The sequence below is a fragment of the Pseudomonas sp. CFBP2511 genome (assembly GCF_030209255.1).
Lineage (GTDB): Bacteria > Pseudomonadota > Gammaproteobacteria > Pseudomonadales > Pseudomonadaceae > Aquipseudomonas > Aquipseudomonas avellanae.
Genome location: NZ_JARVSI010000021.1, coordinates 70630 through 96351, shown reverse-complemented (window position 1 = coordinate 96351; position 25722 = coordinate 70630). Strand labels below are relative to the sequence as shown.

The following is a 25722-nucleotide window of genomic DNA, read 5'->3' as shown; positions in this document are numbered from 1 at the left end:
GAAGCAGAGCGGCTAGTCTCGGCCTCGTAGAAGGGTATTGGGCATTGCCGCAGCCGCAGCAAGGCCCAGTAACGAAATGGCCGCGCTGGTTATCAGCAGGTTTCTGAACGTCGATGCCAGTTCGATACGCAGGGTTTCCAGTGCCGGTCCGGTGGCAGCATTGAGGCTGTCGAGCAGCACATTGCCGGAGCTGCCTTCGCCGCCAAGGGCTCCCGCACCGAGCTGACCGAGTCCGGCATGCTGCAACATGGCCAGTAACAGTGCCGACATCAGCGCCACGCCCATTGCGCCGCCCAGTGAGCGGAAGAGGTTGGTCGTGCTGGTGGCCACGCCCATGTCACGGGGCTGGACGGCGTTCTGGGTGCCGACCAGTGAAGTAGGGAATTGCATGCCGGTCGCGATGCCAGTCAGAATCATGAACAGGCTCATCACCACCAGCGACTGGGGCGGGGTGAAAGCCATGCCCAGAATGGCTACGGGCATCAGCAGTGCGCCGGTCAGGATCAGCGGTTTGTAGCGTCCGGTCTGCGCGGTGCGTCGCCCGGCAAAATAAGCGCCCATCGGCATGCCGATAGCCAGCGGAAGCAGGTGCAGCGCGGCGCTGTCCGCACCGCCACCGGTGACAGTCTGGTAACGCAGCGGCATCAGCACAATCAGCGAGATAGCCTGAAAACTGGTGAAGAACACGGTGCACCAGCAAAGCACGGCGCTTTTATTGGCAAACAGATGCATGGGCAACAATGGTTCAGGCGCGCGGCGTTCGTACCAGACGAAAACGGCCAGCGCCACCAGGGCGGTGCCCAGTAACAGTTGAACGTCGCGGTTGCCCAGGTCGTGTCCCTGGCCTATTTGGGTGATCCCCAGCAACAGGGCGGTCAGGCCGATGATCATCAGCACCGTCCCCAGGTAATCGATAATCGGCTTGCGCTGTGGAACCGGCAGGCCGACGAGGGTCCTGTAAGCGACGATCAGGGCGGCAGCTCCCAGTGGCAGATTGATCAAAAACACCCAGCGCCAGGACAGGTATTCAGTCATCAGGCCGCCCAGCACCGGGCCTGCTACGCTGGCGACCGCGTACATGCTGCTGAAATAGCCCTGATAACGGCCCCGTTCACGAGGCGGAACGATATCGGCAATGATCGCCTGGCTCACCGACACCATGCCGCCCGCACCGATGCCTTGAAGCACGCGTGCCAGCACCAGTTGCTCCATGCTTTGCGCCATGCCGCAGAACAGCGAGGCGAGGGTGAACAGCCCCAGCCCGAACAGCATCAGTTTGCGCCGCCCGTAGAGATCGCCCAGCTTGCCGTAGATCGGCACAGCCACGGTCAGCGAAACCATATAGGCGGAAATGACCCAGGCCAGCAGGTCGATATCCTTGAACTGAGCGGAAATGGCCGGCATCGAGACGGCAACGATGGTCTGATCCAGCGCGCTGAGCAGTACCGCCATCATCAGCGCGAACAGAATGCTGCGAATGGCCGGAGGCGTTTGAGTAAGACTGGTCAAGGCAAAACCTGATGGCAATGATGACCCGCCTCAAGTGTGGCGGGAGAGTCTGGCCAGTCTAATCCGATAGCTTGCTAATCGATAGCTGCCTTTGCTGAACGACCATGCATTTCACGTGACGCCAGTGTCATCGCAAGATGCTGAAGGTTGCATCGGTCGGCACGCAATGGCCAAACGTGCAACTGGCGACCTGCGGCGCCTGCCGTGCCATTTCATTGCGATAGGCCCCGGTGGCGTACACAGCCATAACGGCGAGAGTACCGATGACGAGCATGCATTTTCTTGTTTTTACTTTCATGACGCACTCCTTACCTTGGCTACAGAGCAGTTTGAAAGAACTGATTTGAGTGTAGAACAAGGTCGGGCTTTACGTCGGTTATCATCGGCGCATACAGCGCGACGGACGCGCTAGAATTCGCGCTTTGATTGAACGGCAAGGGTTGGACAAATGGCACGCAAGGAATACAACGGGTTTGAAGTGGTCTCGGCGGTAATGCCCTCCGAGCAGGGTTACAACGCGGCGCTTGCCATCAAGGCGCTGGGCGCAGGTGGCGCGCCGCGTTTTCACGCGCTGTTGCCCGATCAGAAGTTCAAGACTGCCGATGATGCCGACCTTGCCGCTGTGCAGGAGCTGCAACGGCTGACCGGCATTGATGCCGAGGGCGAACCGGTCTGGGCCGATTCCTGATCAGGCGCCTGGCCGGAACATCTTGAACAGCGCTTCCGGCCCGAGCTGGAAGTAGTCCGCAGGGCCGCCGCCACGCAGGATCGGCTCTGCGGCCGCCGTATCGTAGACGCCGTCCTTGAGCAGTGACTTCTCGATATGCACCGCCACCACTTCGCCCAGAATCAGCCAGCTGGGCACGAGTTCCTTGTCGGCACGCTGCAGCTGAATGATTTGCGTGACCTTGCACTCGAACGACACCGGAGTCTCAAGTACGCGTGGCACCGAAACGATCTGTGATTTCAGGGGTGTCAGATTCGCCAGCTCGAATTCGCTGACGTCGGGTGAGACCGGCGCGCAGCTCTGATTCATTGCCTCGGCCAGCGAGCGGGTCGCCAGGTTCCAGACGAACTCGCCAGTTTGTTCGATGTTGTTGAGGCTGTCTTTGCGACCGACACTGCAGAACCCGATGATCGGGGGCACGTAATTGAACGCATTGAAAAAACTGTAGGGTGCCAGGTTCAGCTTGCCGTTGGCATCCTGGGAGGAAATCCAGCCAATCGGGCGTGGACCTACGATCGCGTTGAACGGATCATGCGGCAGGCCGTGACCTTTGGAGGGCTCGTAGGAGTGAATAGCGTCAGACATGCTCGATTCCTGATGGGCTCATGGGATACGAACATAGTGCTGTGCATTGGCGGTGGATGCCAGAGCAGTGTGTGTTTCAGCCTGAGCCATAAATGAAGAAGCCCGGCATAAACCGGGCTTGGGGTGTTGCATGGGCAATCAACCCAGACGATTGGCGCCTACGCGATCTGCACCATCGGCAGCCTGGCGGTTTGCACCGACACGATCTGCACCGTCCGCAGCCAGACGATTGGCGCCTACATGGTCTGCACCATTGGCGGCCTGGCGGTTTGCACCGACGCGATCTGCACCGTCTGCGGCCAGACGATTGGCACCGACGTGGTCAGCACCGTCGGCCGATACGCGGATCGAACCAACGTTAGTGTGCTTGGTACCGCCTTCAGCAACGAGGGGGGCTTTGGACATATCGCTGTTGTTGACGGTATCGACTGCTGGAAGAGCAAACGCGCTTGAAGCCAGAACAGAGAAAGCCAGGCCGAAGATCAATTTAGTAGTTTTCATGATGAAGTCTCCAATCAGTGTCGGGTGAGTTGTCATCCCGGTATGGAGGCAATGCTACGCGCCAGCGGATTATTAAGAAGTTAATAGGGTTGCTAGCGATCATCGCTGAAAATGATAGTTGGCTGGGATGCGCTGATTTCGGGCCCTGCGGGGGAAATTGCATTGTAAGTGTGCAATTTCTGAAAAACCTTGTAATAAACCCACTTGACAAACTGGAAGTGTAATTTATTCAAGGTGTTATCACGGGTAAACGTTGAAAGAGTGCACTGTATTGAAACACTTGGTTGCAAGTGTCAGGGCGATTTCGACGTTGGTTTGCGGTTGCAGTATCGATGGGGCAGATGGCAACGCGCGGTTGCGACGGATATCACAGCAAGCGGGGATAGCCATTCGAAGACTTGTATAAGCGTGAGCGCGCGGCGTCGGAATGCCCTGGATTGAGGCTCCGCACTGCACGCTCACGTCGAGTCAGGCTTTTAACGGGTATGGCTTGTTTGCTGAATCAGTCAGTTTCGATACGCGAGTGTTTGCGGGTGTCTTTCATGAAGACGTACACCAGCAACGAACAGGCGATGCAGGCGGTGACGTACCAGTAATAGCCCGTCTCCATACCGATGCTCTTGAACCACAGTGCGATGTATTCCGCTGTGCCACCGAAGATTGACACGGTCAGGGCATACGGCAGGCCGACGCCCAGTGCGCGGATCTCGGTCGGAAACAGTTCGGCTTTGACCACTGCGTTGATCGAGGTGTAGCCACTTACGATGATCAGCGCTGCCATGATCAGGAAGAACGCGCCCCACCAGGTTTGAATGGTGTGCAAGGTGGTCAGGATCGGCACCGTGCACAGCGTGCCCAGTACGCCAAATGCAATCAGGATCGGACGTCGCCCGATCTTGTCGGACAGCGCCCCGACCACGGGCTGCAACAACATGAACAGAAACAGCGTAGCGGCCGATATCGAGGTCGAGTCGGTGATGCTCATGCCGACGGTGTTGACCAGGTACTTCTGCATGTACGTGGTGTAGGTGTAGAACGCCAGCGTACCGCCCATGGTCAGGCCGACCACGGTCATCAGTTCCTTGGGATGGCGTATCAACGTGCGCATCAGGCTTTCCTTGCGTTTTTCCTTTTTCTTGCGGGTGAACGACTCGGTTTCTTCCATGCCGCGACGCAGAAACAGCGCCACTACCGCGCACAGGGCACCGATGACGAACGGGATGCGCCAGCCCCAGGCATACAGCTGCTCGGTGGTCAGGGTCTGTTGCAACACAATCAATACGGCCAGCGCGATGAGCTGACCGGAAATCAGCGTGACGTACTGGAAGCTGGAAAAGAAGCCGCGACGCTCTTTGGTCGCCATCTCACTGAGGTAGGTGGCCGAAGTACCGTACTCGCCGCCGACCGACAGGCCTTGCAGCAATCTGGCGAATACCAGCAGGATCGGAGCACCGACGCCAATGCTTTCGTAGCCCGGGGTCAGGGCGATGATCAGCGAGCCGAAACACATCAGCAGCACCGACGCCATCAGCGCGGCCTTGCGTCCTTTGTAGTCAGCGTACAGCCCCATCAGCCAGCCACCGATAGGTCGCATCAGAAAGCCGACGGCGAAGATCGCGGCGGTGTTGAGCAATTGGGCGGTGGTGTCGCCCTTGGGGAAGAACGCTTTGGCGAAGTACAGCGAGAAAGCTGCGTAGACGTACCAGTCGTACCACTCGACCATATTGCCGACCGAGCCACTGAAAATGGACTTGAGACGGCTGGAGGTGGTTTTCTGACCGGCGATGCTGGCTGCCGGCCCGTTGGAGGCGGGGTTGGAGGTTTCCATGGTGTTCCTTGTCTATCATTATTTTTAGAGGAGGCATGTAATGCCCTGACCAGTTCCATAGCACGAGCTGTGCCACACCATGAGGGCTTGTGCTAGAGCGGTCGCGAGATGTGGATGAGCAAAAATCCGCTTATGGGCGCAGAGTGAATAAGCGGATTCTTGCTGATAGAGGGCGAAGAAAACTAATGACCGCGTGCCGGTCCGAAAGCGATCACTGCCCCCACGAAGGTGAGCATCAAGCCCATAAGGATCATGATTCCTTTGAAGGTGTTTCTGGCTGCAAAGGCTTTAATGCCATCCCAGCCGCCGGTCCTTTGGGAAACCGCATCCTGAAAAAGGGACATTCGGTAGGGCGACAGGATGATCCACAGCAACACCATAGACACATACAAAAGCGTTATCAGCGGACCTAAAGTTGTAAAAGCTGAGCCAAATAACACGACCGGAATCCCGTGGCGCAGCAGCAACGCCTGATGACCCGGCCAACTGAGAAAATCGGGTAGCAGGCGTTTGCTGTATCGGGCATCCATCGAACTGAACAGCCTGGAGGCGGGTCGCCAGGCGCTCATAAAGAAATGAAAAGCCAGCATGGCAAAAACGGGGAAGGTGAGCACTACGGAAAGTATCTCGTTCCACCAATCTTTTGTGGTCGGGGGATTGAGGTTGACTGTCGTCAGCGTCGCCAGGGCGATAAACAAATAGGTTCTGAGATAGGGATTGAATGACACCTTTTTCGGCAATTTGCGCCAGGATTGCAAATCCGCATGCGCAAATACGTGCAGGGCCTGCGCAAAGCGATGAGTCAAATCAGACGTGAGTGTTTCACAGGCTTGCCAAAACGCCTGGTCACCCAGTCTGGCCATGCGCAGTCGTTCATTCAACGCAGGCGGCTGCAGAATCAGATGCGCTGCGGCCGCTTCGGGAGTGTCTGCCGCCCCAGCGAGCAGTTTTTGCTGACGAGCGATGAAGGCCTTTTCTTCACAGCGCTGGACCAGATTCACCCATAACGACATCGGCCCGGAATACACGTCGTGTTTCTTATCCCAGGCAAACAGGTTGCTCAGCCGTTCAAACAGGGCAGGTGACCAGTCATGATTGTTGAGCAGCAGCGTCATGACCCATTGCTCAAGCTGTTCCTGACGATCAAACGAAGCCAGCCAAGGCTGTTGTTGAAGAGTCTTCAGCGTTTCGAGAAAAGTGCGCTCTTCGCTGTTTTCGAGCAGGGTGCGCAATTGCGGAAGCGAGCTGTCCAGCAGTGCCTGAGTCAGGCGCTGTGACTGGTGCGCCCTGAGCTGCACTTTTTGCCAGGGGGTGAGCCAGTGCAGTTGCTCGACTGCGGCCTTGATCAATGGCAGATTGTCTTCCGGGTCCAGCAGGCAACGTTTGACGAGGTGTTGCTGAAAAAGCTCATCGCAGCCCTGATTCTGAGCGATCTGACGTTGCGCATGCAGATTGTCCGGGGTGGTCCGAAGGGCTTGTTCGTACCAGCTCAACTCAATCGCCGGGCGCGTTACAGGGCTGGCATTATCATCGACGGGCAGCTCTTGCCGGTGCTCTGGTTGAGCGGGTCGTGCAGCCTCATCAGGCGCTGTCGATGGGTGTTCCTGATCTGAGAAGGACCAGGAAACGTTTCCGTCGTCCTCCTCCTCATCGTCGACACGGCTGCGCGCCCGACTCAGCGCCTGCTCGTAAGCATCACGCAGGTTTTGAAAGGCCGACGGGTCATCGTCAGGCCGGGTGGTCTTCAGCAGTCTGGCGTATTGGCGCTTTATGCTGCGTTCGTCGGCGTCGCGCTCAATGTTCAAAACACTCCAGCAGTCCATTGCCGTCACCACTCACCTCGTTCAAAACGGTCTGCTTCCTGTTCGAGTTGTTTGCGCAGCTCGTTGATCTGCCGGTCATCCTGGGTTTCCAGTACGCGCTGGAACTGAGCCGCCCAGATGCCGATGGTTTCGCGTGCCTCGCCCAGATACTCCTGATAAAGCCGTTCCAGCCGCGCCGTCAGGTGGGTATTGACCTGTTGTTCGCGCGGATGAACCTTGAGCGCTTCCAGCACTTTAAGCCGTTCGCGAATCTCGGTAGGTGTCATCACGCCAGGATTGTTCTCGATCACCAGCTTATGCTTTTCACCGGTCATCTGGATCAGCACGTCAGCTTCCAGCAGGCCGTTGTTGTCATAGGTGAAACGCACGTCCAGCTCGACTTCTCCAGCCTTGGCCTTGGGGACGGGAATGTTCAGTTCGCCCAGCGCGATGTTGTCTTTGACCAGGCGGCTTTCGCCTTGAAAGATCTTCAACAGGACATGATCCTGATTGTCGGAGATGGTATTCACCGTGCGAACCCGGCTGACCGGCACCACGCTGTTGCGCTCGATGATCGGGAGGTAATGCCCGGGCTGGTAGCCGTTGAAAACGTATTGCGTGGTTTCGATACCCAGCGTGTAAGGACACACATCGGTCAGCACGACTTCTTCAAGCGCCGCATCGCGCTGCTTGAGTGCTGCCTGAATCGCAGCGCCCTGCGCGACTACTTCATCCGGGTTGAGGGTCATGGCCGGGAAGCGCCCGAACATTCCGGCGGCCAGTTTACGAATCAGCGGCATGCGAGTGGTGCCGCCCACCAGAAGGATCTCGTTCAGGTCGGCGACGCGAATTTTCGCATCACGCAATGCGCGTTCGATGGGCGAGCGCAGGCGTGCCAGCAGAGGCGCAAACAAGTCGCTCATCTGCTCTTGGGTGATCGTCTTGCGCCACTCGCGTTCGGCGTGGCGCAGTACGAAGTCGACGCGATCATCCTGCCCCAACGCCTTGCGCACGCGCTCGGCTTCACGCCGCAGTGAAGGCGTTACCAGCTCCTTGGCAGGGAAGTCCTGCTCGTCGCGGTGCAGGGCCAGAAAGTGTTCGACCAGCAGGCGGTCGAAGTCTTCACCGCCCAGAAAGTTGTCGCCTGCGCTGGCCCTGACTTCCATAACGCCATCGAACAGTTCAAGAATCGAGATATCGAACGTGCCGCCGCCCAGGTCGAAGACCAGAAACGAGGTTTCGCCTTCCTTCTGGTGCAGCCCGTACGCGAGGGCTGCCGCTGTTGGCTCATTGATGAGCTTTTCGACTTTCAGGCCCGCCAGCTCCCCGGCGATGCGCGTCGCTTTGCGCTGAGCGTCGCTGAAATAAGCGGGAACACTGATGACTGCCTCGGTAACAGGCTCGCCATATGCGCGCTCGACGTCGGCTTTCAGGCTTTTGAGGACCAGCGAGGACAACTCTTCCGGGCGATAGGTGCCAGCGCCAAGGCGAATTTCCTGAGCGCTGCCCATGTAGCGTTTGAACAGCGCTGTGGTTTTTTCCGGGTGGGTTTGCAGACGTTCGCGTGCAGCCTTGCCGACCAGAATCTGCCCGTCGTCGTCCAGCCCGACAACGCTTGGGGTCAGTGTTTCACCCAATGCATTGGTCACCAGCTCGCTGCTGCCGTCGCGCCAGACAGCCACCAGGCTGTTGGTGGTGCCCAGATCAATACCGACGATCATCTCGAAACGCTCCCTGCTTGAAGGTTGTTGCACTATTTTGCGTGATTTTGAATCAAGGCAGCGTGCGCTGTCTTGATTTTGTGGCCCCGTACTGCATTTTAGTACCCGGAAAAAAGTCAGCGGCGGGCATCAGCGAAACGCACAGCCAGATGCCCTCAGGTACACGCTTACGACGTGTGTTCCACGCTGCGGCTCACGGCCTTGTGCAGCATCGCTGCCAGGTCGTCTCTGGAATAGGGTTTCTGCAACAGGTCGAAGCGGTGTGTTTCGTCCTGCGCGAGTGTTGCAAATTCAGTGCTGTAGCCCGTCGTCAGGACCACCGGCATCCAGGGGTAGCGCGCCTCGATTTCGGCATATAGCTCCAGCCCGCTCATGCCCGGCATGGCGATGTCGGAGAACACCACATGAAAGTTTTCCGGGTTGCCGGAAAGCTCCTGTAACGCATCACTGGCACTCGATACCCAGAGCACTTGAAAACCCAGCTGTTCGAGCATCGGACGTGTGTAAGTGCCGATGTCCTGATTGTCTTCGACCATCAGTACGCATAAACCGGGCAGTGCGGCGAGCGTCAGGTTGTTGTCTTCTGCGGCTCGCTCGTGAGCTTCGACACTGGGCAGGCACAGGGTGAAACGGCTGCCGCTGCCCAGTTCGCTTTCAACCAGAACTTCACCGCCCGATTGCTTGGCAAAACCGAACACCTGCGACAGGCCGAGCCCTGTGCCCTGGCCCACGCTCTTGGTGGTATAGAAGGGCTCGAAGATCAGCCCCAGTTTATCCTTGGCAATGCCTGCACCCGTGTCGGTCAGCGACACCGTCACGTAGTCGCCCGCGTTGAGCGAGGAGGGCAGGCTGGCCGACGAACAGGTCACGCAGTCAACCTTGATGACGAGCCGGCCCGAGCCTGACATCGCATCACGGGCGTTGACCACCATGTTGACCAGTGCGGTGTCGAACTGGCTGCCATCGGCAAAAATAAAGCACGGTTCGGCAGGCAGGTCGATGTGCACCTGAATGCGCGAGCCGGTGAGTGTGTCCATCATTTCGCCGATGCGTGCCACGCTTTTGCAGACATCGAACACTTCGGGCTGCAATGCCTGGCGGCGGGCAAAGGCCAGCAATTGGCCGGTCAGGCGCGCCGCGCGGTCTACGGTGCTGGAAATGGCCTCGACGTATTTAACCCGGCGCGGCTCTTCAAGGTTTGCAGATTTCAGCAGATCGCTGCACGAGCGGATGACGGTCAGCAGGTTATTGAAATCATGCGCTACACCGCCGGTCAGCTGGCCGATGGCTTCCAGTTTCTGCGCTTGATGCAGGGCCTCCCGAGAAAGCCGCAGCGCTTCGTTGGCCTCTTCTTCGGCCTGGATGTCGCGGCCGACCGCATGGATAAACTGTTTGTCCGGCACTGCCGTCCAGGAAATGGTCCGGTATGAGCCGTCCATGTGGCGATAGCGATTTTTGAAGTGCGGAATATTCTGGCCGTTTTCCAGGCCGCTCATGGCCGCCAGGGTACTGTTGACATCGTCCGGGTGCACCAGCCCCAGAAACTGGCTGTCGAGCAGTTGTTCTTCCGACCAGCCCAGTGCCTGGGTCCACGCCGGGTTGACCGCGGATATGATCCCGTCGAACTGCGCGACCAGCATCAGGTCGGTCGATAGCCGCCAGATCCGGTCGCGGTCCTGGGTACGCTCGACCACGCGTTGCTCAAGCGTCTCGTTGAGCGTGCGCAGGGCCTCTTCCGCATTTCTGAGCTGGGTCATGTCCCGAGACACGCAAAGAATTTTCTCAGGCTTGCCGTCTTTGCCGAAAATCGGACTGACCTGCACGTGCCACCATTTGACGGTGCCGGCCATGGTCTGCGCAGAGCCCATAAAGCTTGCGTTCTGACCGTCGCGCGCAGCTTCCACTGCCGCGATGGCGTCCAGGTTGCCCTGATCCTGCCAGAAGTCAGGCCAGGGGCAGCCGACAATCTCGTTGAAATCGCTGACTTCCATGATGCGCTGGCCGCCTTCGCTCATGAACGTCAGGCGCGAATCAAGATCCAGCACCTTGATGCAATCGTTGATGCTCGACAGAACCCGATTGGTAAACGCTTCGTTCTGGGACTGCCGGGCCTGAGCGGTGACCTGAGACGTGGTTTCGTTGACCCGGCAGAACACGCCTTCAATCAGGCCGCTATCACCATAAAGAGGCGAATAGGACAGCGACCACCAGGTCTGCTCGGACTTGCCGTCGCGCACGAGCACGCGCTGAATGTCATCGGACCGGCAGCTGTGTCCGGCGAGTGCCTGCTCGGCCAGCGGACGCACGGCTTCCCACGCATCGCCCCAAACCGCAGCGATCGGTTGCCCTTGTGCTTGGTGTGCGGATACGGGCAAGACCTGGCGGTAGGCATCATTGAAGAACAAGGTGAAATCCGCTCCCCACAGCAGGTACATGCTGTCCGGGCAACTGAGCATCAGGTTCAGCGAAGACAGTAGCGCGGTGGGCCATGCTTGCTTCGGTCCAAGCGCAGACGTCGACCAGTCTGTCTCCCGGATAAGCCGGCCCATTTCGCCGCCTCCCAGTGGGAGGTCGAGGGGAGTATTCACGGTAGAAAATGCCCCATCTTTCGTACTGCCAAAGTAAGCTGAATAGCCAAGGCAAGCATGATGTCATTATGCCCTGCTCATATCCAGCCATCACGACTCTATATAACCGCGAACAGTATGCAGACCCGGCGCTGCGCGAAATGTTCGTTTATCACTTGAAGATGCCGTAAGGAACAGGCAAACACCTCAGCCGAGAAACATTTCCCGCACCAGGGCATGACGCTGCATTTTCTCGTTCAGCGTCCTCCGGGGCAATTGCAACTCGTTGAGCACAGCCTTGATATCGCCTTTGTGGCGGGTCAATGAGGCGCGCAGGCATTGCGCTTCGAAGGCTTCCTGACGTGCCGCCAGTGAATGCCCTGGTAGTTGAGTGTCGGCTTGCGGTGGCGTCATTTCCAGGCCCAGGGTCTGCCGCTCGGCCGCATTGGCGAGTTCGCGCACATTGCCGGGCCAGTCGTGGCTGAGCAGCTGGCTCAGGCGCGCGGCGCTCAGGGCGGGCGCCTCACGTCCCATCCGCTCGGCGGCGGCCCTGCTGAAATGGCTGAACAGTTGCGCAATGTCCTCAAGCCGGTCGCGCAGCGCAGGCAAGCGCAGCTCGGCGACGTTCAGTCGGTAGGCCAGGTCCTCGCGGAAGCGCCCGGCGCGAGCTTCTTCGAGCAGGTCCGGTTTGGTCGCCGCAATGATCCGCAGGTCAACCTTGATGCTCTGGTTGGAGCCCAGCCTTTCAAGGCACTTGTCCTGCAGGACGCGCAGCAGCTTGACCTGTTGCGCCAGGGGCATGCTCTCTATTTCATCGAGAAACACCGTACCGCCGTCGGCGTATTCCAGCCGCCCGATACGTTTACCCTGCGCGCCGGTAAATGCGCCACTTTCGTGCCCGAACAGCTCGGCCTCGAACAGGTGTTCCGGGATGGCGGCACAGTTGAGTGCCACGAAGGGTTTGCCGGCGCGTGGGCCGAAGTCGTGAAGGCAGCGAGCCACCAGCTCTTTGCCGCTGCCGGTTTCACCACGAATGATCACGTTGACAGGCAGTTGCGACAGCTCCAGCACCTGGCGCCGCAGGGTCTGCAGGCTTGGGGATACGCCGAGCAGGGTGGCATCCAGCCGGGTTCTGGCGTCGGCCTGTTCATGCAGGCGACGGTTTTCCAGTACCAGTTGGCGTTTTTCCAGCGCGCGCCGCAGGTTGCTGATCAACGTTTCCGGGCTGAATGGCTTTTCCAGAAAATCATAGGCACCTTCGCGCATTGCCTCTACCGCCATAGGCACATCGCCGTGGCCGGTCAGCAGAATGACGGGCAGGTCCCGGTCAAGGGCGTGCAGGTGGGTCAGCAATTGAAGGCCGGTCATGCCCGGCATGCGCACATCGGTCAGCACCACGCCCGGGAAATGCTCCGGCATCTGCGCCAGGCACTCTTCGGCGCGGGCGAAGACCTGCACCTCAAAACCTGACAGCGTCAGCCATTGTTCGACGGCTTGCCGGATAGGTGCCTCGTCGTCTACCACGATGACCGAGTTCAGCATCACAGGTCAGGTCTCCAGAAAGTCATTAGGCAGGCTGAACCAGAACCGCGCACCCTCGGCATGGTTTTCAGCAGTCAGTTGCCCGCCCAGTTCGTGAATGATCGCGTACGACACCGCCAGACCAAGGCCCAGGCCATCGCCCACCGGTTTGGTGGTGAAGAACGGATCGAACAGGCTGGCCATATGTTGTGCCGCGATTCCCGCGCCGCTGTCGCTGACGCTGAGCCGCCAGTGGCTGTTGCAGGCATCGATACGTACTTCGAGGCGTCTGGACGGGCGCTCTCGCATGGCATCCAGTGCGTTGCGCAGCAGATTGATCAGCACCTGCTCCAGACGTATCGCATCACCGCGCACCCAGGCGGGCCGCGCCAGGTGCAGCACGCAATCAATGCGCTCTTCGCGCAGACGCGGCTCGAGCAGCAACAAGGCCTGATCGACGACGGTGGCCAGGTCCAGACGCTCGCGCAGGCCGCTGGGGCTCTTGCGCGCAAAGGTTTTCAGGTGGCCGGTCAGTGCGGCCATGCGGGTCAGTTGCTGATCCACCGGCACCAGCGCTTTGCAGGCTTCATCGACTCGGCCCTGATCCAGCAGCAGGCGCAGGGTTGCCAGTTGCATGCGCTGGGCTGTCAGCGGCTGATTGATTTCATGGGCCAGCGCCGCCGACATCTGCCCCAGCGCGGCAAGTTTGGCCGACTGCACAAGGCCGTCCTGCGCGGTTTGCAGATCACGGGTGCGCTCTTGTACCAGACGCTCAAGTTCGTCACGATTGCGCTCGCGTAACCGCGCCAGTCGCCAGCGCTGGTAAAGAAACAGTCCCAGAAACACGATGGCCAGCCAGATACCTGCGGCGGCCAGCCCGGCGTTGCGAACGTCCTCACTGGAGACGGGCGGCTTGCGCAGCAGGTGCAACGTCCAGTTTTCGTCGGGCAGCGGCAGCGACTGCCATAGGTAATCAGCTGCGCCGTCCGGGCCTTCAATACGGCTCAAGTGGCTGTTTTCACCGAAACGCTCAAGCACCCGACTGCGCAGCAGTGACAGTGATTTTTTGTCGTACTGGCGGGTGCGCAACAGATCGGCACGGCCCTCGACTGAAATGGGCAGCAGCTCGCGATAGCGCCAGCCAGCCCGATTGGCGATGAAGACAATGCCTTTCTCGTCGCTGACCAGCAGCAGGTCGTCACCCTGGCCCCATTCCTGTTCAAGGTTCGGAAACTCCAGTTTGACCACCATCGCGCCCATGAAGGCACCCGCATCGTCCACGACGGCACTGGACAGAAAGTACCCTGGAATGCCGGTGGTCACACCTACCGCGTAGAAGCGCCCGGTGCCTTGGGCTCGGGTTTGCAGGAAGTAGGGGCGAAAGCCGTAATTGTGGCCGACGTAGCTGTTGGGCGTGCGCCAGTTGCTCGCACCTATCGCCAGGCCGTGCAGATCGAGCAATTCAAGGGTCGATGAATGCGCCGCGCTGTTGATCTTTTCCAGCTTGATGTTGAGCGCATTTTGCACCTCTTCGGTCACCGGGCCGCTTAACGCAGCACGAATCTGCGGGTCGAGCGCCAGCACCGAGGGAAGGGCGCGATAACGCTCGATGAGGGTGTGCAGGGTGTTGGCATACAGCGCCAGTTGCCCACCGGCACGTGCGGCATCTTCTGACAGCGTATGGCGCTGCGCCTGACGCATTGCAAGTCCGGACGACAGTGCAGCGCCGGCCAGAATCAACAGCACGTAAAGAGTGATGCGCCAGTAGCGATGCTTGAGGGTCATGTTGCGGCCTGATCGGACTCCAATGGCGTGTTGGCGAGGGGATGCTCGCCAGCACGCCAGTGGGCGGGCGTTACAACAGGTTGAAGGTGGCTTCTTTTACGGTCTGTGAGTCCAGGCCGATCATGACCTTGAATTCGCCGGGTTCTGCAGCGTACTTGAGCTCGCTGTTGTAGAACTTCAGGTCGTCTTCGCCGAGGGTGAAGGTAACGACTTTTTCCTCACCAGGCTCAAGCATTACCTTGTCGAAGTTTTTCAGCTCCTTGACCGGGCGACTGATCGAGGCCGCCACGTCGTGCAGGTACAGCTGCACAATGGTAGCGCCCGCCACCTTGCCGGTGTTCTTCACGGTCACGCTGGCGGTGAGCTTGCCTTTGCGCGCCATGTTGGCATCCGACAGCTTGATGTCCGAGACGTCGAACTGCGTGTAGCTCAGGCCAAAACCGAACGGGAACAGCGGGCCATTGGGCTCTTCGAAGTAATGCGAGGTGTAGTTGCCCGGCTTGCCTTCGTGGTACGGACGACCCGTGTTCAGGTGCGCGTAGTAGACCGGCAGTTGGCCAATCGAGCGCGGGAACGACATGGCCAGTTTACCCGACGGGTTGTAGTCGCCGAACAGCACGTCAGCCACGGCATTGCCGCCTTCGGTGCCCGGGAACCAGGTTTCGAGCATGGCGTCTGCCTGCTCCTGTTCGTCGACCAGTACCAGCGGACGACCATTCATCAGCACCAGCACCAACGGCTTGCCAGTGGCCTTCAGAGCCTTGATCAGATCACGTTGCTTGCCTGGAATGTTCAGGCTGCTGCGGCTGGCCGATTCGTGGGACATGCCACGCGACTCGCCTACCACGGCAACGATTACATCGGACTGCTCGGCGACCTTGACGGCTTCGTCGATCATTTCCTGCGCCGGGCGCGGGTCGATCTCTACTTCTTTCTCGATGAAGTTCAGGTAAGTGAGAACGTGTTCGTTGTCACTGACGTTGGCGCCGCGGGCGTAAAGCAGTTTGGCTTTGTCACCGACCGCATTGGCCAGACCTTCATACACGGTCACCGACTGAGCGGGACGGCCAGCAGCCGACCAACTGCCAAGCATGTCGAGGTGGCTTTGTGCCAACCCGCCAATGACTGCGATGGTGCCCTGTTTCTTCAGCGGCAGGGTGTCGTTCTGGTTTTTCAGCAGGACCAGCGTCTTGCGCGCGACATCGCGGGCTTCGGCGCGGTGCAGGCGGTCGTCGGAATACGTGTCGGCCGGATCATCGGCGGCAACGCCAATGCGCCCGTAAGGCGAGGCGAACAGGCCCATGTCGTACTTGGCACCGAGCACTTCACGCACGGCGCTGTCGATTTCCTTCATGGAGACCTCGCCGTCCTTGACCAGGCCGGGCAACTGCTCGCCATAGGCCACATCGTTCATGCTGAGGTCGACGCCAGCCTTGATTGCCAGCTTGGCAGCTTCGCGGTAATCCTTGGCCACGCCGTGTTCGATCAGTTCCTTGATCGCGCCGTGGTCGCTGATGGTCACGCCCTTGAAGCCCCAGTCCTTGCGCAGCAGGTCCTGCATCAGCCATTTATTGGAGGTGGACGGGACGCCATTGATCGAGTTGAGTGCGACCATGATGCCGCCAGCCCCGGCATCGATGCCGGCTTTGTAAGGCGGCAGATAGTCCTGGTACATGCGCGTCATGCTCATGTCCACTGTGTTGTAGTCACGCCCGCCCTCGACCGCGCCGTACAGGGCGAAGTGCTTGACGGCGGCCATGATGCTGTCGTTCGCAGCGACGTTCTTGCCCTGAAAAGAGCGGACCATCACGTCGGAAATGCGTGACACCAGATAAGTGTCCTCGCCAAAGCCTTCGGAGCTACGGCCCCAGCGCGGATCGCGGGAAATGTCGACCATGGGCGCAAAGGTCATGTCGATACTGTCGGCACTCGCCTCTTTAGCCGAAACACGACCCATCAGGGCGACGGCGTCCATGTCCCAACTGGCGGCCATGCCCAGGCTGATCGGGAAAATCGTGCGATGGCCGTGAACGACGTCATAGGCAAAGAACATCGGAATCTTCAGGCGGCTGTTGGCAACGGCGGCTTCCTGCAGCGGACGGTTTTCCGAGCGTGTAATGGAGTTGAACGTGCCGCCGATTCTTCCGGCAGCAATCTCCTTGAGGATTTGCGGCTGCGGCATTTCCCCGCTGATACTGATCAAACGCAACTGGCCGATCTTTTCGTCCAGAGTCATTTGTTTCATCAGTTTGCCGATGAAGGCATTCTTGGCCTGAAGCGTTGTATTGTCCGTGGCGGCAGCGCTTTGGGCCATCACTGACTGACTGGCCATACCGACCAGCAAACCTAATAAACACAGCTTATTCATGAATGATTTCTCAAGGCTTTTGTCAGCAACTCGCGTTTAATGTCTGACAGCCAGTTTTTGGGTTATGGACCTTTGGCGTTATGGTTCGGGCAGGACGCAAGGATAGTTGTCATCCGCTTTACTGCACGAAGCCCTTCCAAGGTGTGTACGAAAATGGTGATTTGATTGATTTTTGTACAAACCCTGTCTGATCGATTAGTGACCGTACCGGGTGTCGGCGATGGATTATGCCGGGGAAGTTGTGTTTTGGCTAAGGCGTGTCGTTTCAGTAGATTCAAAAAAGCACCGGAGGTCTGATTTTGAAGTCTGTTTCACGGTTGATGTTGTGCATGGTGATGTTTTTGGGAGGGGTATTTCGTGCCGACGCGCAGGAGCCAGCACTGGTATTTCCGCCGATGACCGGTAGCGTGGTCGATGCTGCGCAGATGCTCGACAGCCAGACCACGGTTCGTCTGGCAAGGCTGCTACGTGCCCACGAGCAGGCAACCGGTGAGCGGGTAGTGGTGGTGACCCAGGCTGATTTGCAGGGTGCGAGCCTCGAGGAATTCGGCGCTCGGCTGGGCGATGCATGGGGGCTGGGGCTGCACGGCGAGGACGACAGCGTGCTGCTGATGATCGACCGTGACAAGCGCAAGGTGTTCATGGAGGTCGGCGCTGCTTTGCAGGATCGTCTCAGTGATGCGCAGAGCTCGTTGATCATCGACATGCTGATGACCCCCGAGTTTGACGATGGCCGCTTTGCTGTCGGTATAGAGCGTGGTGCCCGTGCGGTCATCGCAGCGCTGGGTGGTCAGATACCTGACTATCCTGAACCGACACGGCAGATGGCTGGCTATGAGGAGCAGGCCAGTGACGATCAGGTCTGGCTGTTCGCTGTTGTGCTGACCCTTATTGTGTTGGCGATTGTGGTTATCAGCATCAGGCGCGGTGCCGCTGTACGGCCTGCACGTGACAGAACCACTGAACGCAGCGGCGGGCGCTTCGGTGGCGGCGGTGCATCAGGCAACTGGTAGTTGATCGATTCGGGAATGAGGGAATGAGGGAACCATGGCGTTATTGAACAAAGACGAACAGCGGCAAGTCGCCGAAGCGATTGATCGCGTCGAGCAACGTACCGATGCCGAACTGGTCACGGTGCTGGCCGCTCGTTCCGATGACTATGCCTACATGCCGCTGATCTGGGCCGGGCTGATCGGCCTGTTGCTGCCGGGTACGGTCAATTACTGCGTTCAGTGGTTGAGCGCGGACGAGCTGATGCTGGCGCAGATGAGCACCTTCATTATCGTTGCGCTGGCGTGCCGCATCCCGAAAGTGTCCGCCTTGCTGGTGCCGGTCTCGGTCAGGCGCTGGCGTGCAGGCAACCTGGCGCGTCGGCAGTTTCTCGAGCAGAACCTGCACAAGACCCATGACGGCACCGGCATTCTGGTGTTTGTCAGTGAGGCCGAGCGTTATGTCGAAATTCTGGTGGATCATGGCATCGCCAGTCGTCTGCACGACGATACCTGGAAGGCAATGGTTGATGTGTTCACTCAACAGGTCCGGGACGGGCAGATTCTGCAGGGGTTTCTGGGTTGTATTCACGCCTGCGGCGAGCTGCTTGCCGATCACGTGCCAGTGACCCACGGTAAAAACGAACTGCCCAACAGGCTGGTGGTGCTGGGTTAAGAACAAGAAAGCAGGTGGCGATAGGATCGCCACCTGCTTTTTTTGAAAACATGCGCGTCAGACGACGCGCTTTGTATCGTAGAACGATTTGATGTACGTCTTCAGGTGTTCGACATGCTGGCTGATCTTCGCCGAAGAATCATCTTGCTGCGTGATCTGCTCCAGAAAGTTGTAGAGCGACTGATACACTTTTTTCGCCTCTTCTACCCAAAGCGCTTTGCTCTGGCTGACGCCCGCGAGTCCTGTCAACTCGTCAAGCTTTGCTGCTGTGGCCTTTGCTTCCTGATGGGCAATGCGAGACTCTTCAAGCAAGGCGTTATAGCGCAGCCTCAGCCTGTCGCGTTCTTCAATGAGATCAAGGTATGTCAGAGCGCTGCTGACCTTGTCGAGGAGTTTGCCGAGTCTGGCAATCCCTGCAGTGACCAGTGCGAGTTCCGGCGATGGCAGGGCGACCAGTTTGAGTTCCTCGGCAGTGGGTAACATTTCCTTGAACACGTCTGCAACATTGTATTTTTCAAATGTCTTGATGGTGGCGTCAAGCAGGCGTCGATCGGCGGTAATTTCACCCATCGTGCTTTCCAGCGATGCTGAGCGTAGGGTCATGCTGTCGATCTGTTCCTGGAGTATCTCCAGCAAACGATTGCCTTCCAGCTTCAGGTTGATCTGCGCCATATCATCGCTGTGCTCGGCAATGGCTTTAGCGCTATTGCGCACGACCATAGTGAGATTCGATACCTGACGAATACGCTGTGCGTTCAACAGACTGATAGCTTGCTGCTTCTGTTTGTCACTCAGTCTTTGGTCTGCCTCGATCTGCTGTTGTTTGAGATCTATTGGCTGCAGGTTCACGCTATTCAACTGGACGGTGACAGCGGCGAGATTATCGTGATAGACCTTGTCCGCACGCTTCAACGCTGTTTGAAGTGGCAGCATTTTTTCTTTCATTACGGGCAGAAAGTCCAGTTTCAAAGCGCTTGTCTGCGCAAGAATGTTCTGGCGGGCGGCGTTCATGGTTTCAGGGGCGGGAGGGGTCAGGATCAATGCCTTATCCAGGGTGTCGGTGCTCATGCTCATCGTCCCACTACAACGACGGGTTGTTGTTCGCGTTGAAACTGATCCAGCGCACTGTCAAATATCTTGAGTAGCTGAGTCGTCATGCCCCTTATTTCCAGCCAGGGTGTGACTACGCCTTGAAACTGCATGGCGAAAATCATCAGCGCCTGATCGTCAGTGATCGCCGCCAGTTCATTGGCAGAACTGTCGATGTACGCTGCCAGCATGGTCCAGAGGTCTTTCAGATGGGTGGCGCTCTGATGAGCGTCCATCATGCGAATATTCATGTCTTCGAAGAGTATTTGCAGGCTGCGCACGGCGGCCGCTAAAGGAACTTTTTCCTTGAGTGTTTGAACTTTCTGGTTTTTGGAATCAACCATTCGGTTTTTTTCTTTTCGGATTTTCTCCGCTTTGGCGCCAAAAATACCTCCCGTGATAGCGACCCCGATGGGCCCGCCGAAACCACCCCAGGCAATATTATTCATGGAGGACTTATACTCTTTGTTTTTCTGCTCGATCTCCTTCGTCAGTTGTTCGATATCTTTTTCCAGCTCCTTGATCTTCTGGTCCAGGCCAGAGCGACGTGCCAGTTTTACCTTGTCGTTGATACCAGGAATGAGTTGAACGCTCAGGACGGTGCTGAACGTGTCAATGTGTTGCGCCAACGTTCCTGCAGCGTGCTGGTGATTCTTTATCTGAGAGGCGGTCTTTTTTAGAAACGCTGCCAGCGTGATACAGACCTTTTGGTCGGTTTCACCCAGTGGAGTCGGATTTTTTTCGCGGACCTCTTCGATGGTCAAGTCGGCAACGGTCAGATCCAGCTGTCTGGCAAAATCCATCTTTTCGATGTAGTTGATGATCTGTTGGCCCTGCCCCGAGAATTGCGCGGCAAACAAGTCAATGGCGAACCCGCTGCGCTTGATGCCATCCTCGATGCCCAGCCAGCTCTTGCCATGATTATTGATGGCCTGGTAAGTCACCAGCATATCTTTAGGCTCAAGCCCGGGAATGCCACTTTTCGTAAAGCCCAATTGCTGTTCGACACGAGGAAGCGAGGTGGGAATGTTCAGGGCGTGACGCTCGTAACGCTTTAAACTGAGGATGTCTTCCCTGGTCAGAATAAGTGCCGCGCTTCGGCCTCCGTTTTTTTCATCATCGAGTATAACGCTCAAGTACTCGACGGGTTTTAAAGTAACCCGTGCGATGTCTTCGTTTTCCAATAGTGCTGCTTGACTTAACATAGTACACGTTCCTTGTGCGGGTTATTCTGTTGGAGTAATTAGTCTCCAGAAATGTGAACTGATTACGTTTAACCAGTCAGGGTGACTATAAAGATGTTTTTGTACGGTGCAAGTAATGGCCCGTGGTTTTCGGCACGGATTATTTTACCGGTTGTGTGCGTTTCGCCGTGGCGTGTAGGGCGGTGCGAACAGTGTGTGTAGTCTCTGAAAAATAGGGGTGCCCATGACGCGCTGACGCGCTTAAAATGCCGCTCTGATTTTCCGAGTCCCGGCCGGGACGCCTGAGGCACATTTTCAATGTCAGTCATCACCCCCACGTCATCCATCGCTGCGAACGATCACCGTGCGCAGTTCCTTGGCCTGTTGGACACCAGCCTGTCGCAGAACTCGCTGATCAAGCTGGTCCTGGCTAAATACGTGGGCAGCGAAGCCGAGTTGCAGCGGATCATCATCAAGCCACTGACCGTCAAGGAGCAGTCGTGCCTGAGCTTTGTGTATCGCTACAAGACGCGCGATATCACCAAGAACTTTCCGCTTTCCGAGGCTGTGGCCGTTATTGCCAGCCTGATACCTGAATCGTTCAAAAACGCGCACCTGTTGTCACTGAGCGATGAAGTTCAGCTGGAATTCAGCAAAAAGGGCAAGACCACGCTGTTCAAAAGCAAGGCTCAGCAAGAGCGCGAAGCCCCTTCGGCCGGGCATGATCGCGAGAAAAAGCGCTATCTGGAGCTGACCCGTCCGTTCCTCGCCGATCTGGGCGTGACCAACAGGCAGCATGAGTTGATCCCGGCCATGTCGCGTAAGTGGAAGCAGATCAACAAGTTCATCGAAGTGTTTTCCCACGCGTTGAGCTCATCGCCACTCAAACTGGATCAACCGATCAAGGTGGCAGATTTCGGCTCGGGCAAGGGCTACCTGACCTTCGCCATTCACGATTACCTGTGCAATACCTTGCAGGCGCAAGGGCAAGTAACCGGCGTCGAGTTGCGCGAGGACATGGTCACGCTGTGCAATAACGCTGCTGCAGGGCTTGAGCATCCCGGCCTGACCTTCCAGCACGGCGATGTACGCAGCGTTGCGCCCAGTGCGCTGGACGTGATGATCGCGCTGCACGCCTGTGACATCGCGACTGATTACGCCATTCATATGGGCATTCGCTCCGGCGCCTCGATCATCATGTGCTCGCCGTGCTGCCACAAGCAGATCCGCTTGCAGATCCAGAGCCCGTCACTGTTGAAGCCGATGCTGCAATACGGTCTGCACATGGGCCAGCAGGCAGAAATGGTCACTGACAGCTTGCGTGCCTTGTTGCTGGATGCATGCGGCTACGAAACCAAGGTCTTTGAGTTCATCTCTCTGGAACACACCAACAAGAACAAGATGATCCTCGCCGTCAAACGCGCAGAACCGGCCAATCCGGCCCAGTTGCTGGTGCGTATCCAGGAGCTCAAGGCGTTTTACGGCATCAGTGAGCAGTGCCTTGAAACCCTGCTTCAGGCGGACGGTTTTCTCGGCTGACAGCATTGATCCGGGTGGCGACCGGCGGTAAGGCCTTTGACCGGTTGTATTGCGCTGGATCAACGTCCGCGCCTCGCGCAAGGCGGATGCTTGGGCTATTACCCGAGCGTCCGAGCCATTCACGAGGATCCGTCATGAGCAGCACTTTTTTCATTCCCGCAGTGAACATCATTGGCGCTGGCTGCATCGATGAAGCCATGCTCGCCATACGCAAATACGGATTTCTCAAGGCGCTGATCGTCACCGATGCAGGGCTGGCCAAGGCCGGCGTGGCCAGCCAGGTCGCCGGGCTGCTGGTGGAGCAGGGCATCGACTCGGTGGTGTATGACGGTGCCAGACCCAACCCGACCATCGCCAACGTCGAAAACGGCCTGGCTTTGCTGCGGGAACGTCAGTGCGATTTCGTGATTTCTCTGGGTGGTGGCTCACCCCACGACTGCGCCAAGGGCATTGCCCTGTGCGCCAGCAACGGCGGGCACATCAGCGACTATGAAGGCGTCGACCGTTCGGCAAAGCCGCAGTTGCCGCTGATCGCGATCAACACCACAGCCGGAACCGCCAGCGAGATGACCCGCTTCTGCATCATCACCGATGAAGCGCGTCACGTAAAAATGGCCATCATCGACCGCAACGTAACACCCCTGTTGTCCGTCAACGACCCGAACATGATGGTCGCCATGCCCAAATCACTGACCGCCGCCACCGGTATGGATGCCTTGACCCACGCCATCGAAGCGTATGTGTCGACCGCCGCCACGCCGATCACCGACGCCTGCGCACTGCAGGCCATGTCACTGATCGCCAACAACCTGCGAGAGGCAGTCAGCAACGGGACAAACATCACTGCGCGCGAGAACATGGCCTATGCCCAGTTTCTCGCCGGCATGGCTTTCAACAATGCCTCGCTGGGTTATGTGCACGCAATGGCGCATCAACTGGGCGGCTTCTATGATTTGCCGCATGGCGTGTGCAATGCCGTGCTGCTGCCTCATGTGCAGCGTTTCAACGCGAGCGTCAGTGCTGCACGTCTGACCGATGTTGCCCATGCAATGGGGGCCAGCGTTCGTGGTCTGTCGCCGGAAGAAGGTGCGCACGCGGCAATCGAGGCTATTCGGGCCTTGTCTGCTGCGGTAGAGATCCCGGCGGGCCTGACTGCACTGGGCGTCAAGGAAGAGGATTTCCCTGTTCTTGCCGCCAATGCATTGAAAGACGCTTGCGGTTTCACCAACCCACGCCCGGCGGATCTTGAGCAGATTCAGGAACTGTTCCGCCAGGCACTTTGATTTCTGGATAAAACAGACTCGCACATGGACATGCTCAGGCCTTATACCCTCGCGGACCGGGATACCTGTCTGGATATTTTCGATAGCAACGTGCCGCGTTATTTTGACCCGGTGGAGCGCAAGCTATTTGCCAGCTTCCTCATGGCTCCGCTGGGTCATTACTTCGTTGTCGAACGCGAGGGGGCTGTGCTGGCGTGCGGCGGCTATCTTGTGCTGTCGGACCCTGCTGTTGCCGAACTCACATGGGGCATGGTCCACGGCGAGCACCACGGCAGCGGTCTTGGCAGGTTTCTGACCGAGGCCCGGCTGGATGTCATGCAATCATTGCCGAGTGTCACCCGTGCTCACATCAATACCAGCCAGCACGTTCAGGGGTTCTACTCCTGTCTGGGGTTTGTCGTGAGCGCCATCAAGGCGGATGGGCATGGTCGCGGCATCGATAGCGTCAAAATGGATCTGGCGTTCCGGTAAACGATGTTCATGCCTGCGCTTTTCATCTGAACAAGGGCTGACGAAAGCTGCAGAACATGAGCCACGCAGGTCGCTGTCCGTCTAGCATCCAGATTGTCTTCGCGACCCCCGCGAATATGCCTGGAAGCTCAACTGATGAGGCCCCTGCCGTTTGTTCTGAAAAGCCGCTTCATGCAATGCGCGGCTGCCGTGTTGCTGACGCTTGCAGGACCACAGTACTTGCCAGCGGCCGACCTGCCGGAAGGGTTTGCCAAGGGCGTCACCGGTGGCGGGTCGGCCGCCGCCGTGCATCCATCGACACTGGACGACCTTCGATCAGCGTTGTGTGCGTCACATGACGCGCACGGTGCGTGCACAGACCAAACCCCAAGAGTCATTGTGCTGGACCACCTGTTCGACTTTCGTGGCAGTGTCGTTGCCAACGGCAGCGCCGAAACCACTGCGCCCGGCTGTGTCGTCAAGCCCTGTGCGCAGGGTGGAGAACAGCTTGCACTCAATGGCGCCAATGACTTCTGCCAATCCAGGCCAGCGGTCATGGTGACCTACGACAATGCCGGGTTGAAGCCACTGAAAGTCGGCTCGAACAAGACGCTGATCGGTGCAGGCACCAAGGCGGGCATTGCAGGCACAGGGCTGTTCATCGGTGACGGCGCGCACAACGTGATTGTGCGTAACCTGACGCTTTCAGACATCAACCCCAGTGTCGTATGGGGTGGAGATGCGCTCACCCTGAACAAGGCCGATGGCGTATGGATCGACCACAACACCTTTGCCCGCATTGGCAGGCAAATGATCGTGACTGGCTGGGGCACCGCTTCACACGTCACTATTTCCAGCAATGAATTCGATGGCCGAACGCCTTACTCATCGACCTGCGATGGCCATCATTACTGGGTCTGGCTGTTCCTGGGCAGCCAGGACACGCTGACGTTATCGAGAAACTACCTGCACGACACGTCCGGCAGAGCACCGCATTCCGGCGGAATGAAAAATGCTCAAATCCGCGCTCAACTGGTCAACAACGTGTTTCAGCGCATGACCTACCAAGGCGCAATCATGTCGCGTACCTCATCCTCGCAGTTGCTGGTAGAGGGGAACGACTTCGAAAACGTAGCCCATCCCCTGTTCAACGACACGGACCAGCCGGGTACCGCATTCGCCTTGTTCGAGCCGGTTTCAGCGGCTGCGAACAGCACGTGTATGAGCGTGATCGGCAGGCTTTGTATCGCGAATCAGCAACGAGCCAGTGGCGAAGACTATCGCCCGCAGGACGCCTCCGCTTTGCAGGCGTTCCGGGATTATCGGCAATACCTGGTGGTGCCGGTGTCGGCACAAGAGGCACGGGCGCGGGTGCCGGGGGAGGCGGGGGCGGGGAAGGTGGGTGTCGGTTTACGGCCTTGATTCGACTGTCTGGGTTGTAAACCTGAAACGCAGCGTGTCGAAATGCAGATAGCGCCCCTGCACATCGAAAGGCTGCGCAAGCTCAAGGTAGGCGTCTGCCTGTTCGGCTTCGTCTAGAAGTGAGCTCATTCGCTGACGTCTCTATTCAATTGTTAATGTCAGCAGGTCAGGCGTCT

The 25722-nt window shown here is 58.1% G+C and carries 21 protein-coding genes; 7 read left to right on the top strand and 14 right to left on the bottom strand.

All coding sequences use genetic code 11. The annotated features are described in order from the left end of the window. Positions 1-12: 12 nt before the first annotated feature. Entirely contained in the window at positions 13-1509 is a 1497-nt protein-coding gene (locus tag QRN38_RS17575; RefSeq protein ID WP_024667655.1) for an MDR family MFS transporter, read from the bottom strand. A gap of 127 nt (positions 1510-1636) precedes the next feature. After that, complete coding sequence (locus QRN38_RS17570; RefSeq protein ID WP_005768700.1) at positions 1637-1807, bottom strand: hypothetical protein; 171 nt, start codon at positions 1805-1807, stop codon at positions 1637-1639. Positions 1808-1957: 150 nt separating this feature from the next. Between QRN38_RS17570 and QRN38_RS17565 the strand changes: the two genes are divergently transcribed. Continuing rightward, positions 1958-2197 (top strand): hypothetical protein, encoded by a 240-nt coding sequence (locus QRN38_RS17565; protein WP_057419068.1) that lies wholly within the window; start codon positions 1958-1960, stop codon positions 2195-2197. On the opposite strand, the gene QRN38_RS17560 is transcribed toward QRN38_RS17565, so the two are convergent. From QRN38_RS17560 to bglX, 9 genes are all read right to left on the bottom strand, one after another. Then, positions 2198-2821: a flavin reductase family protein gene (locus QRN38_RS17560; RefSeq protein WP_005739483.1), complete on the bottom strand. Its 624-nt coding sequence runs from the start codon at positions 2819-2821 to the stop codon at positions 2198-2200. A 138-nt stretch (positions 2822-2959) separates the two neighbouring features. Continuing rightward, positions 2960-3322 carry a hypothetical protein gene (locus QRN38_RS17555; protein WP_024667656.1) on the bottom strand — a complete coding sequence of 121 codons (363 nt, stop codon included), beginning with the start codon at positions 3320-3322 and terminating at the stop codon, positions 2960-2962. Between the two features lie 502 nt (positions 3323-3824). Further along, entirely contained in the window at positions 3825-5150 is a 1326-nt protein-coding gene (locus QRN38_RS17550; RefSeq protein ID WP_011104951.1) for an MFS transporter, read from the bottom strand. A gap of 182 nt (positions 5151-5332) precedes the next feature. Beyond that, the gene (locus tag QRN38_RS17545; protein ID WP_057419070.1) at positions 5333-6973 is read right to left on the bottom strand and encodes a J domain-containing protein; all 1641 of its coding nucleotides are present in this window, start codon (positions 6971-6973) and stop codon (positions 5333-5335) included. A gap of 5 nt (positions 6974-6978) precedes the next feature. After that, a complete protein-coding gene (locus QRN38_RS17540) occupies positions 6979-8673 on the bottom strand; it encodes a molecular chaperone HscC (protein WP_057419067.1) in 1695 nt (564 codons plus the stop codon). Positions 8674-8840: 167 nt separating this feature from the next. Then, the gene (locus QRN38_RS17535; protein WP_011104949.1) at positions 8841-11222 is read right to left on the bottom strand and encodes a PAS domain-containing protein; all 2382 of its coding nucleotides are present in this window, start codon (positions 11220-11222) and stop codon (positions 8841-8843) included. A gap of 225 nt (positions 11223-11447) precedes the next feature. After that, complete coding sequence (gene mifR, locus QRN38_RS17530) at positions 11448-12782, bottom strand: two-component system response regulator MifR (RefSeq protein WP_044391669.1); 1335 nt, start codon at positions 12780-12782, stop codon at positions 11448-11450. A gap of 6 nt (positions 12783-12788) precedes the next feature. Then, positions 12789-14546 (bottom strand): sensor histidine kinase, encoded by a 1758-nt coding sequence (locus QRN38_RS17525; protein ID WP_054080402.1) that lies wholly within the window; start codon positions 14544-14546, stop codon positions 12789-12791. 70 nt (positions 14547-14616) lie between these two features. Next, positions 14617-16914, bottom strand: coding sequence for a beta-glucosidase BglX (gene bglX / locus QRN38_RS17520; protein ID WP_007246181.1), 2298 nt, complete (start codon positions 16912-16914; stop codon positions 14617-14619). 329 nt (positions 16915-17243) lie between these two features. On the opposite strand from bglX, the gene QRN38_RS17515 reads away from it, so the two are divergent. After that, positions 17244-17927, top strand: a complete 684-nt coding sequence (locus QRN38_RS17515; RefSeq protein ID WP_044391731.1) for a TPM domain-containing protein — start codon at positions 17244-17246, stop codon at positions 17925-17927. Between the two features lie 34 nt (positions 17928-17961). Next, a complete protein-coding gene (locus tag QRN38_RS17510; protein ID WP_003381663.1) occupies positions 17962-18579 on the top strand; it encodes a TPM domain-containing protein in 618 nt (205 codons plus the stop codon). A 57-nt stretch (positions 18580-18636) separates the two neighbouring features. Here the strand turns inward: QRN38_RS17510 and QRN38_RS17505 are convergent, their stop codons facing one another. Further along, entirely contained in the window at positions 18637-19653 is a 1017-nt protein-coding gene (locus QRN38_RS17505) for an alpha-xenorhabdolysin family binary toxin subunit B (RefSeq protein ID WP_057419066.1), read from the bottom strand. Beyond that, complete coding sequence (locus QRN38_RS17500) at positions 19650-20873, bottom strand: alpha-xenorhabdolysin family binary toxin subunit A (RefSeq protein ID WP_024667663.1); 1224 nt, start codon at positions 20871-20873, stop codon at positions 19650-19652. The genes QRN38_RS17505 and QRN38_RS17500 overlap by 4 nt, the downstream gene beginning before the upstream one ends. Before the next feature lie 297 nt (positions 20874-21170). On the opposite strand from QRN38_RS17500, the gene QRN38_RS17495 reads away from it, so the two are divergent. The 4 genes from QRN38_RS17495 (at position 21171) to QRN38_RS17480 (ending at position 25546) form a co-directional block, all read left to right on the top strand. Continuing rightward, complete coding sequence (locus QRN38_RS17495) at positions 21171-22391, top strand: class I SAM-dependent methyltransferase (protein WP_057416508.1); 1221 nt, start codon at positions 21171-21173, stop codon at positions 22389-22391. A 134-nt stretch (positions 22392-22525) separates the two neighbouring features. Continuing rightward, complete coding sequence (gene yiaY, locus QRN38_RS17490) at positions 22526-23674, top strand: L-threonine dehydrogenase (protein ID WP_005764680.1); 1149 nt, start codon at positions 22526-22528, stop codon at positions 23672-23674. 24 nt (positions 23675-23698) lie between these two features. Continuing rightward, positions 23699-24145: a GNAT family N-acetyltransferase gene (locus QRN38_RS17485; protein ID WP_057419065.1), complete on the top strand. Its 447-nt coding sequence runs from the start codon at positions 23699-23701 to the stop codon at positions 24143-24145. 135 nt (positions 24146-24280) lie between these two features. Next, positions 24281-25546 (top strand): pectate lyase family protein, encoded by a 1266-nt coding sequence (locus QRN38_RS17480; protein ID WP_285362446.1) that lies wholly within the window; start codon positions 24281-24283, stop codon positions 25544-25546. Here the strand turns inward: QRN38_RS17480 and QRN38_RS17475 are convergent. Continuing rightward, positions 25535-25675: a hypothetical protein gene (locus QRN38_RS17475; RefSeq protein WP_005764687.1), complete on the bottom strand. Its 141-nt coding sequence runs from the start codon at positions 25673-25675 to the stop codon at positions 25535-25537. The two genes, QRN38_RS17480 and QRN38_RS17475, sit on opposite strands and share 12 nt — an antisense overlap. Positions 25676-25722 lie beyond the last annotated feature (47 nt).

What these genes read in the sequence shown, in the direction of transcription:
- QRN38_RS17545 (WP_057419070.1), bottom strand. Translation starts at nt 6,973, where the DNA reads ATGGACTGCTGGAGTGTTTTGAACATTGAGCGCGACGCCGACGAACGC.
- bglX (WP_007246181.1), bottom strand. Translation starts at nt 16,914, where the DNA reads ATGAATAAGCTGTGTTTATTAGGTTTGCTGGTCGGTATGGCCAGTCAG.
- QRN38_RS17555 (WP_024667656.1), bottom strand. Translation starts at nt 3,322, where the DNA reads ATGAAAACTACTAAATTGATCTTCGGCCTGGCTTTCTCTGTTCTGGCT.
- yiaY (WP_005764680.1), top strand. Translation starts at nt 22,526, where the DNA reads ATGAGCAGCACTTTTTTCATTCCCGCAGTGAACATCATTGGCGCTGGC.
- QRN38_RS17505 (WP_057419066.1), bottom strand. Translation starts at nt 19,653, where the DNA reads ATGAGCATGAGCACCGACACCCTGGATAAGGCATTGATCCTGACCCCT.
- QRN38_RS17485 (WP_057419065.1), top strand. Translation starts at nt 23,699, where the DNA reads ATGGACATGCTCAGGCCTTATACCCTCGCGGACCGGGATACCTGTCTG.
- QRN38_RS17515 (WP_044391731.1), top strand. Translation starts at nt 17,244, where the DNA reads ATGGTGATGTTTTTGGGAGGGGTATTTCGTGCCGACGCGCAGGAGCCA.
- QRN38_RS17535 (WP_011104949.1), bottom strand. Translation starts at nt 11,222, where the DNA reads ATGGGCCGGCTTATCCGGGAGACAGACTGGTCGACGTCTGCGCTTGGA.
- QRN38_RS17560 (WP_005739483.1), bottom strand. Translation starts at nt 2,821, where the DNA reads ATGTCTGACGCTATTCACTCCTACGAGCCCTCCAAAGGTCACGGCCTG.
- mifR (WP_044391669.1), bottom strand. Translation starts at nt 12,782, where the DNA reads ATGCTGAACTCGGTCATCGTGGTAGACGACGAGGCACCTATCCGGCAA.
- QRN38_RS17565 (WP_057419068.1), top strand. Translation starts at nt 1,958, where the DNA reads ATGGCACGCAAGGAATACAACGGGTTTGAAGTGGTCTCGGCGGTAATG.
- QRN38_RS17550 (WP_011104951.1), bottom strand. Translation starts at nt 5,150, where the DNA reads ATGGAAACCTCCAACCCCGCCTCCAACGGGCCGGCAGCCAGCATCGCC.
- QRN38_RS17525 (WP_054080402.1), bottom strand. Translation starts at nt 14,546, where the DNA reads ATGACCCTCAAGCATCGCTACTGGCGCATCACTCTTTACGTGCTGTTG.
- QRN38_RS17540 (WP_057419067.1), bottom strand. Translation starts at nt 8,673, where the DNA reads ATGATCGTCGGTATTGATCTGGGCACCACCAACAGCCTGGTGGCTGTC.
- QRN38_RS17475 (WP_005764687.1), bottom strand. Translation starts at nt 25,675, where the DNA reads ATGAGCTCACTTCTAGACGAAGCCGAACAGGCAGACGCCTACCTTGAG.
- QRN38_RS17495 (WP_057416508.1), top strand. Translation starts at nt 21,171, where the DNA reads ATGTCAGTCATCACCCCCACGTCATCCATCGCTGCGAACGATCACCGT.
- QRN38_RS17500 (WP_024667663.1), bottom strand. Translation starts at nt 20,873, where the DNA reads ATGTTAAGTCAAGCAGCACTATTGGAAAACGAAGACATCGCACGGGTT.
- QRN38_RS17570 (WP_005768700.1), bottom strand. Translation starts at nt 1,807, where the DNA reads ATGAAAGTAAAAACAAGAAAATGCATGCTCGTCATCGGTACTCTCGCC.
- QRN38_RS17510 (WP_003381663.1), top strand. Translation starts at nt 17,962, where the DNA reads ATGGCGTTATTGAACAAAGACGAACAGCGGCAAGTCGCCGAAGCGATT.
- QRN38_RS17480 (WP_285362446.1), top strand. Translation starts at nt 24,281, where the DNA reads ATGAGGCCCCTGCCGTTTGTTCTGAAAAGCCGCTTCATGCAATGCGCG.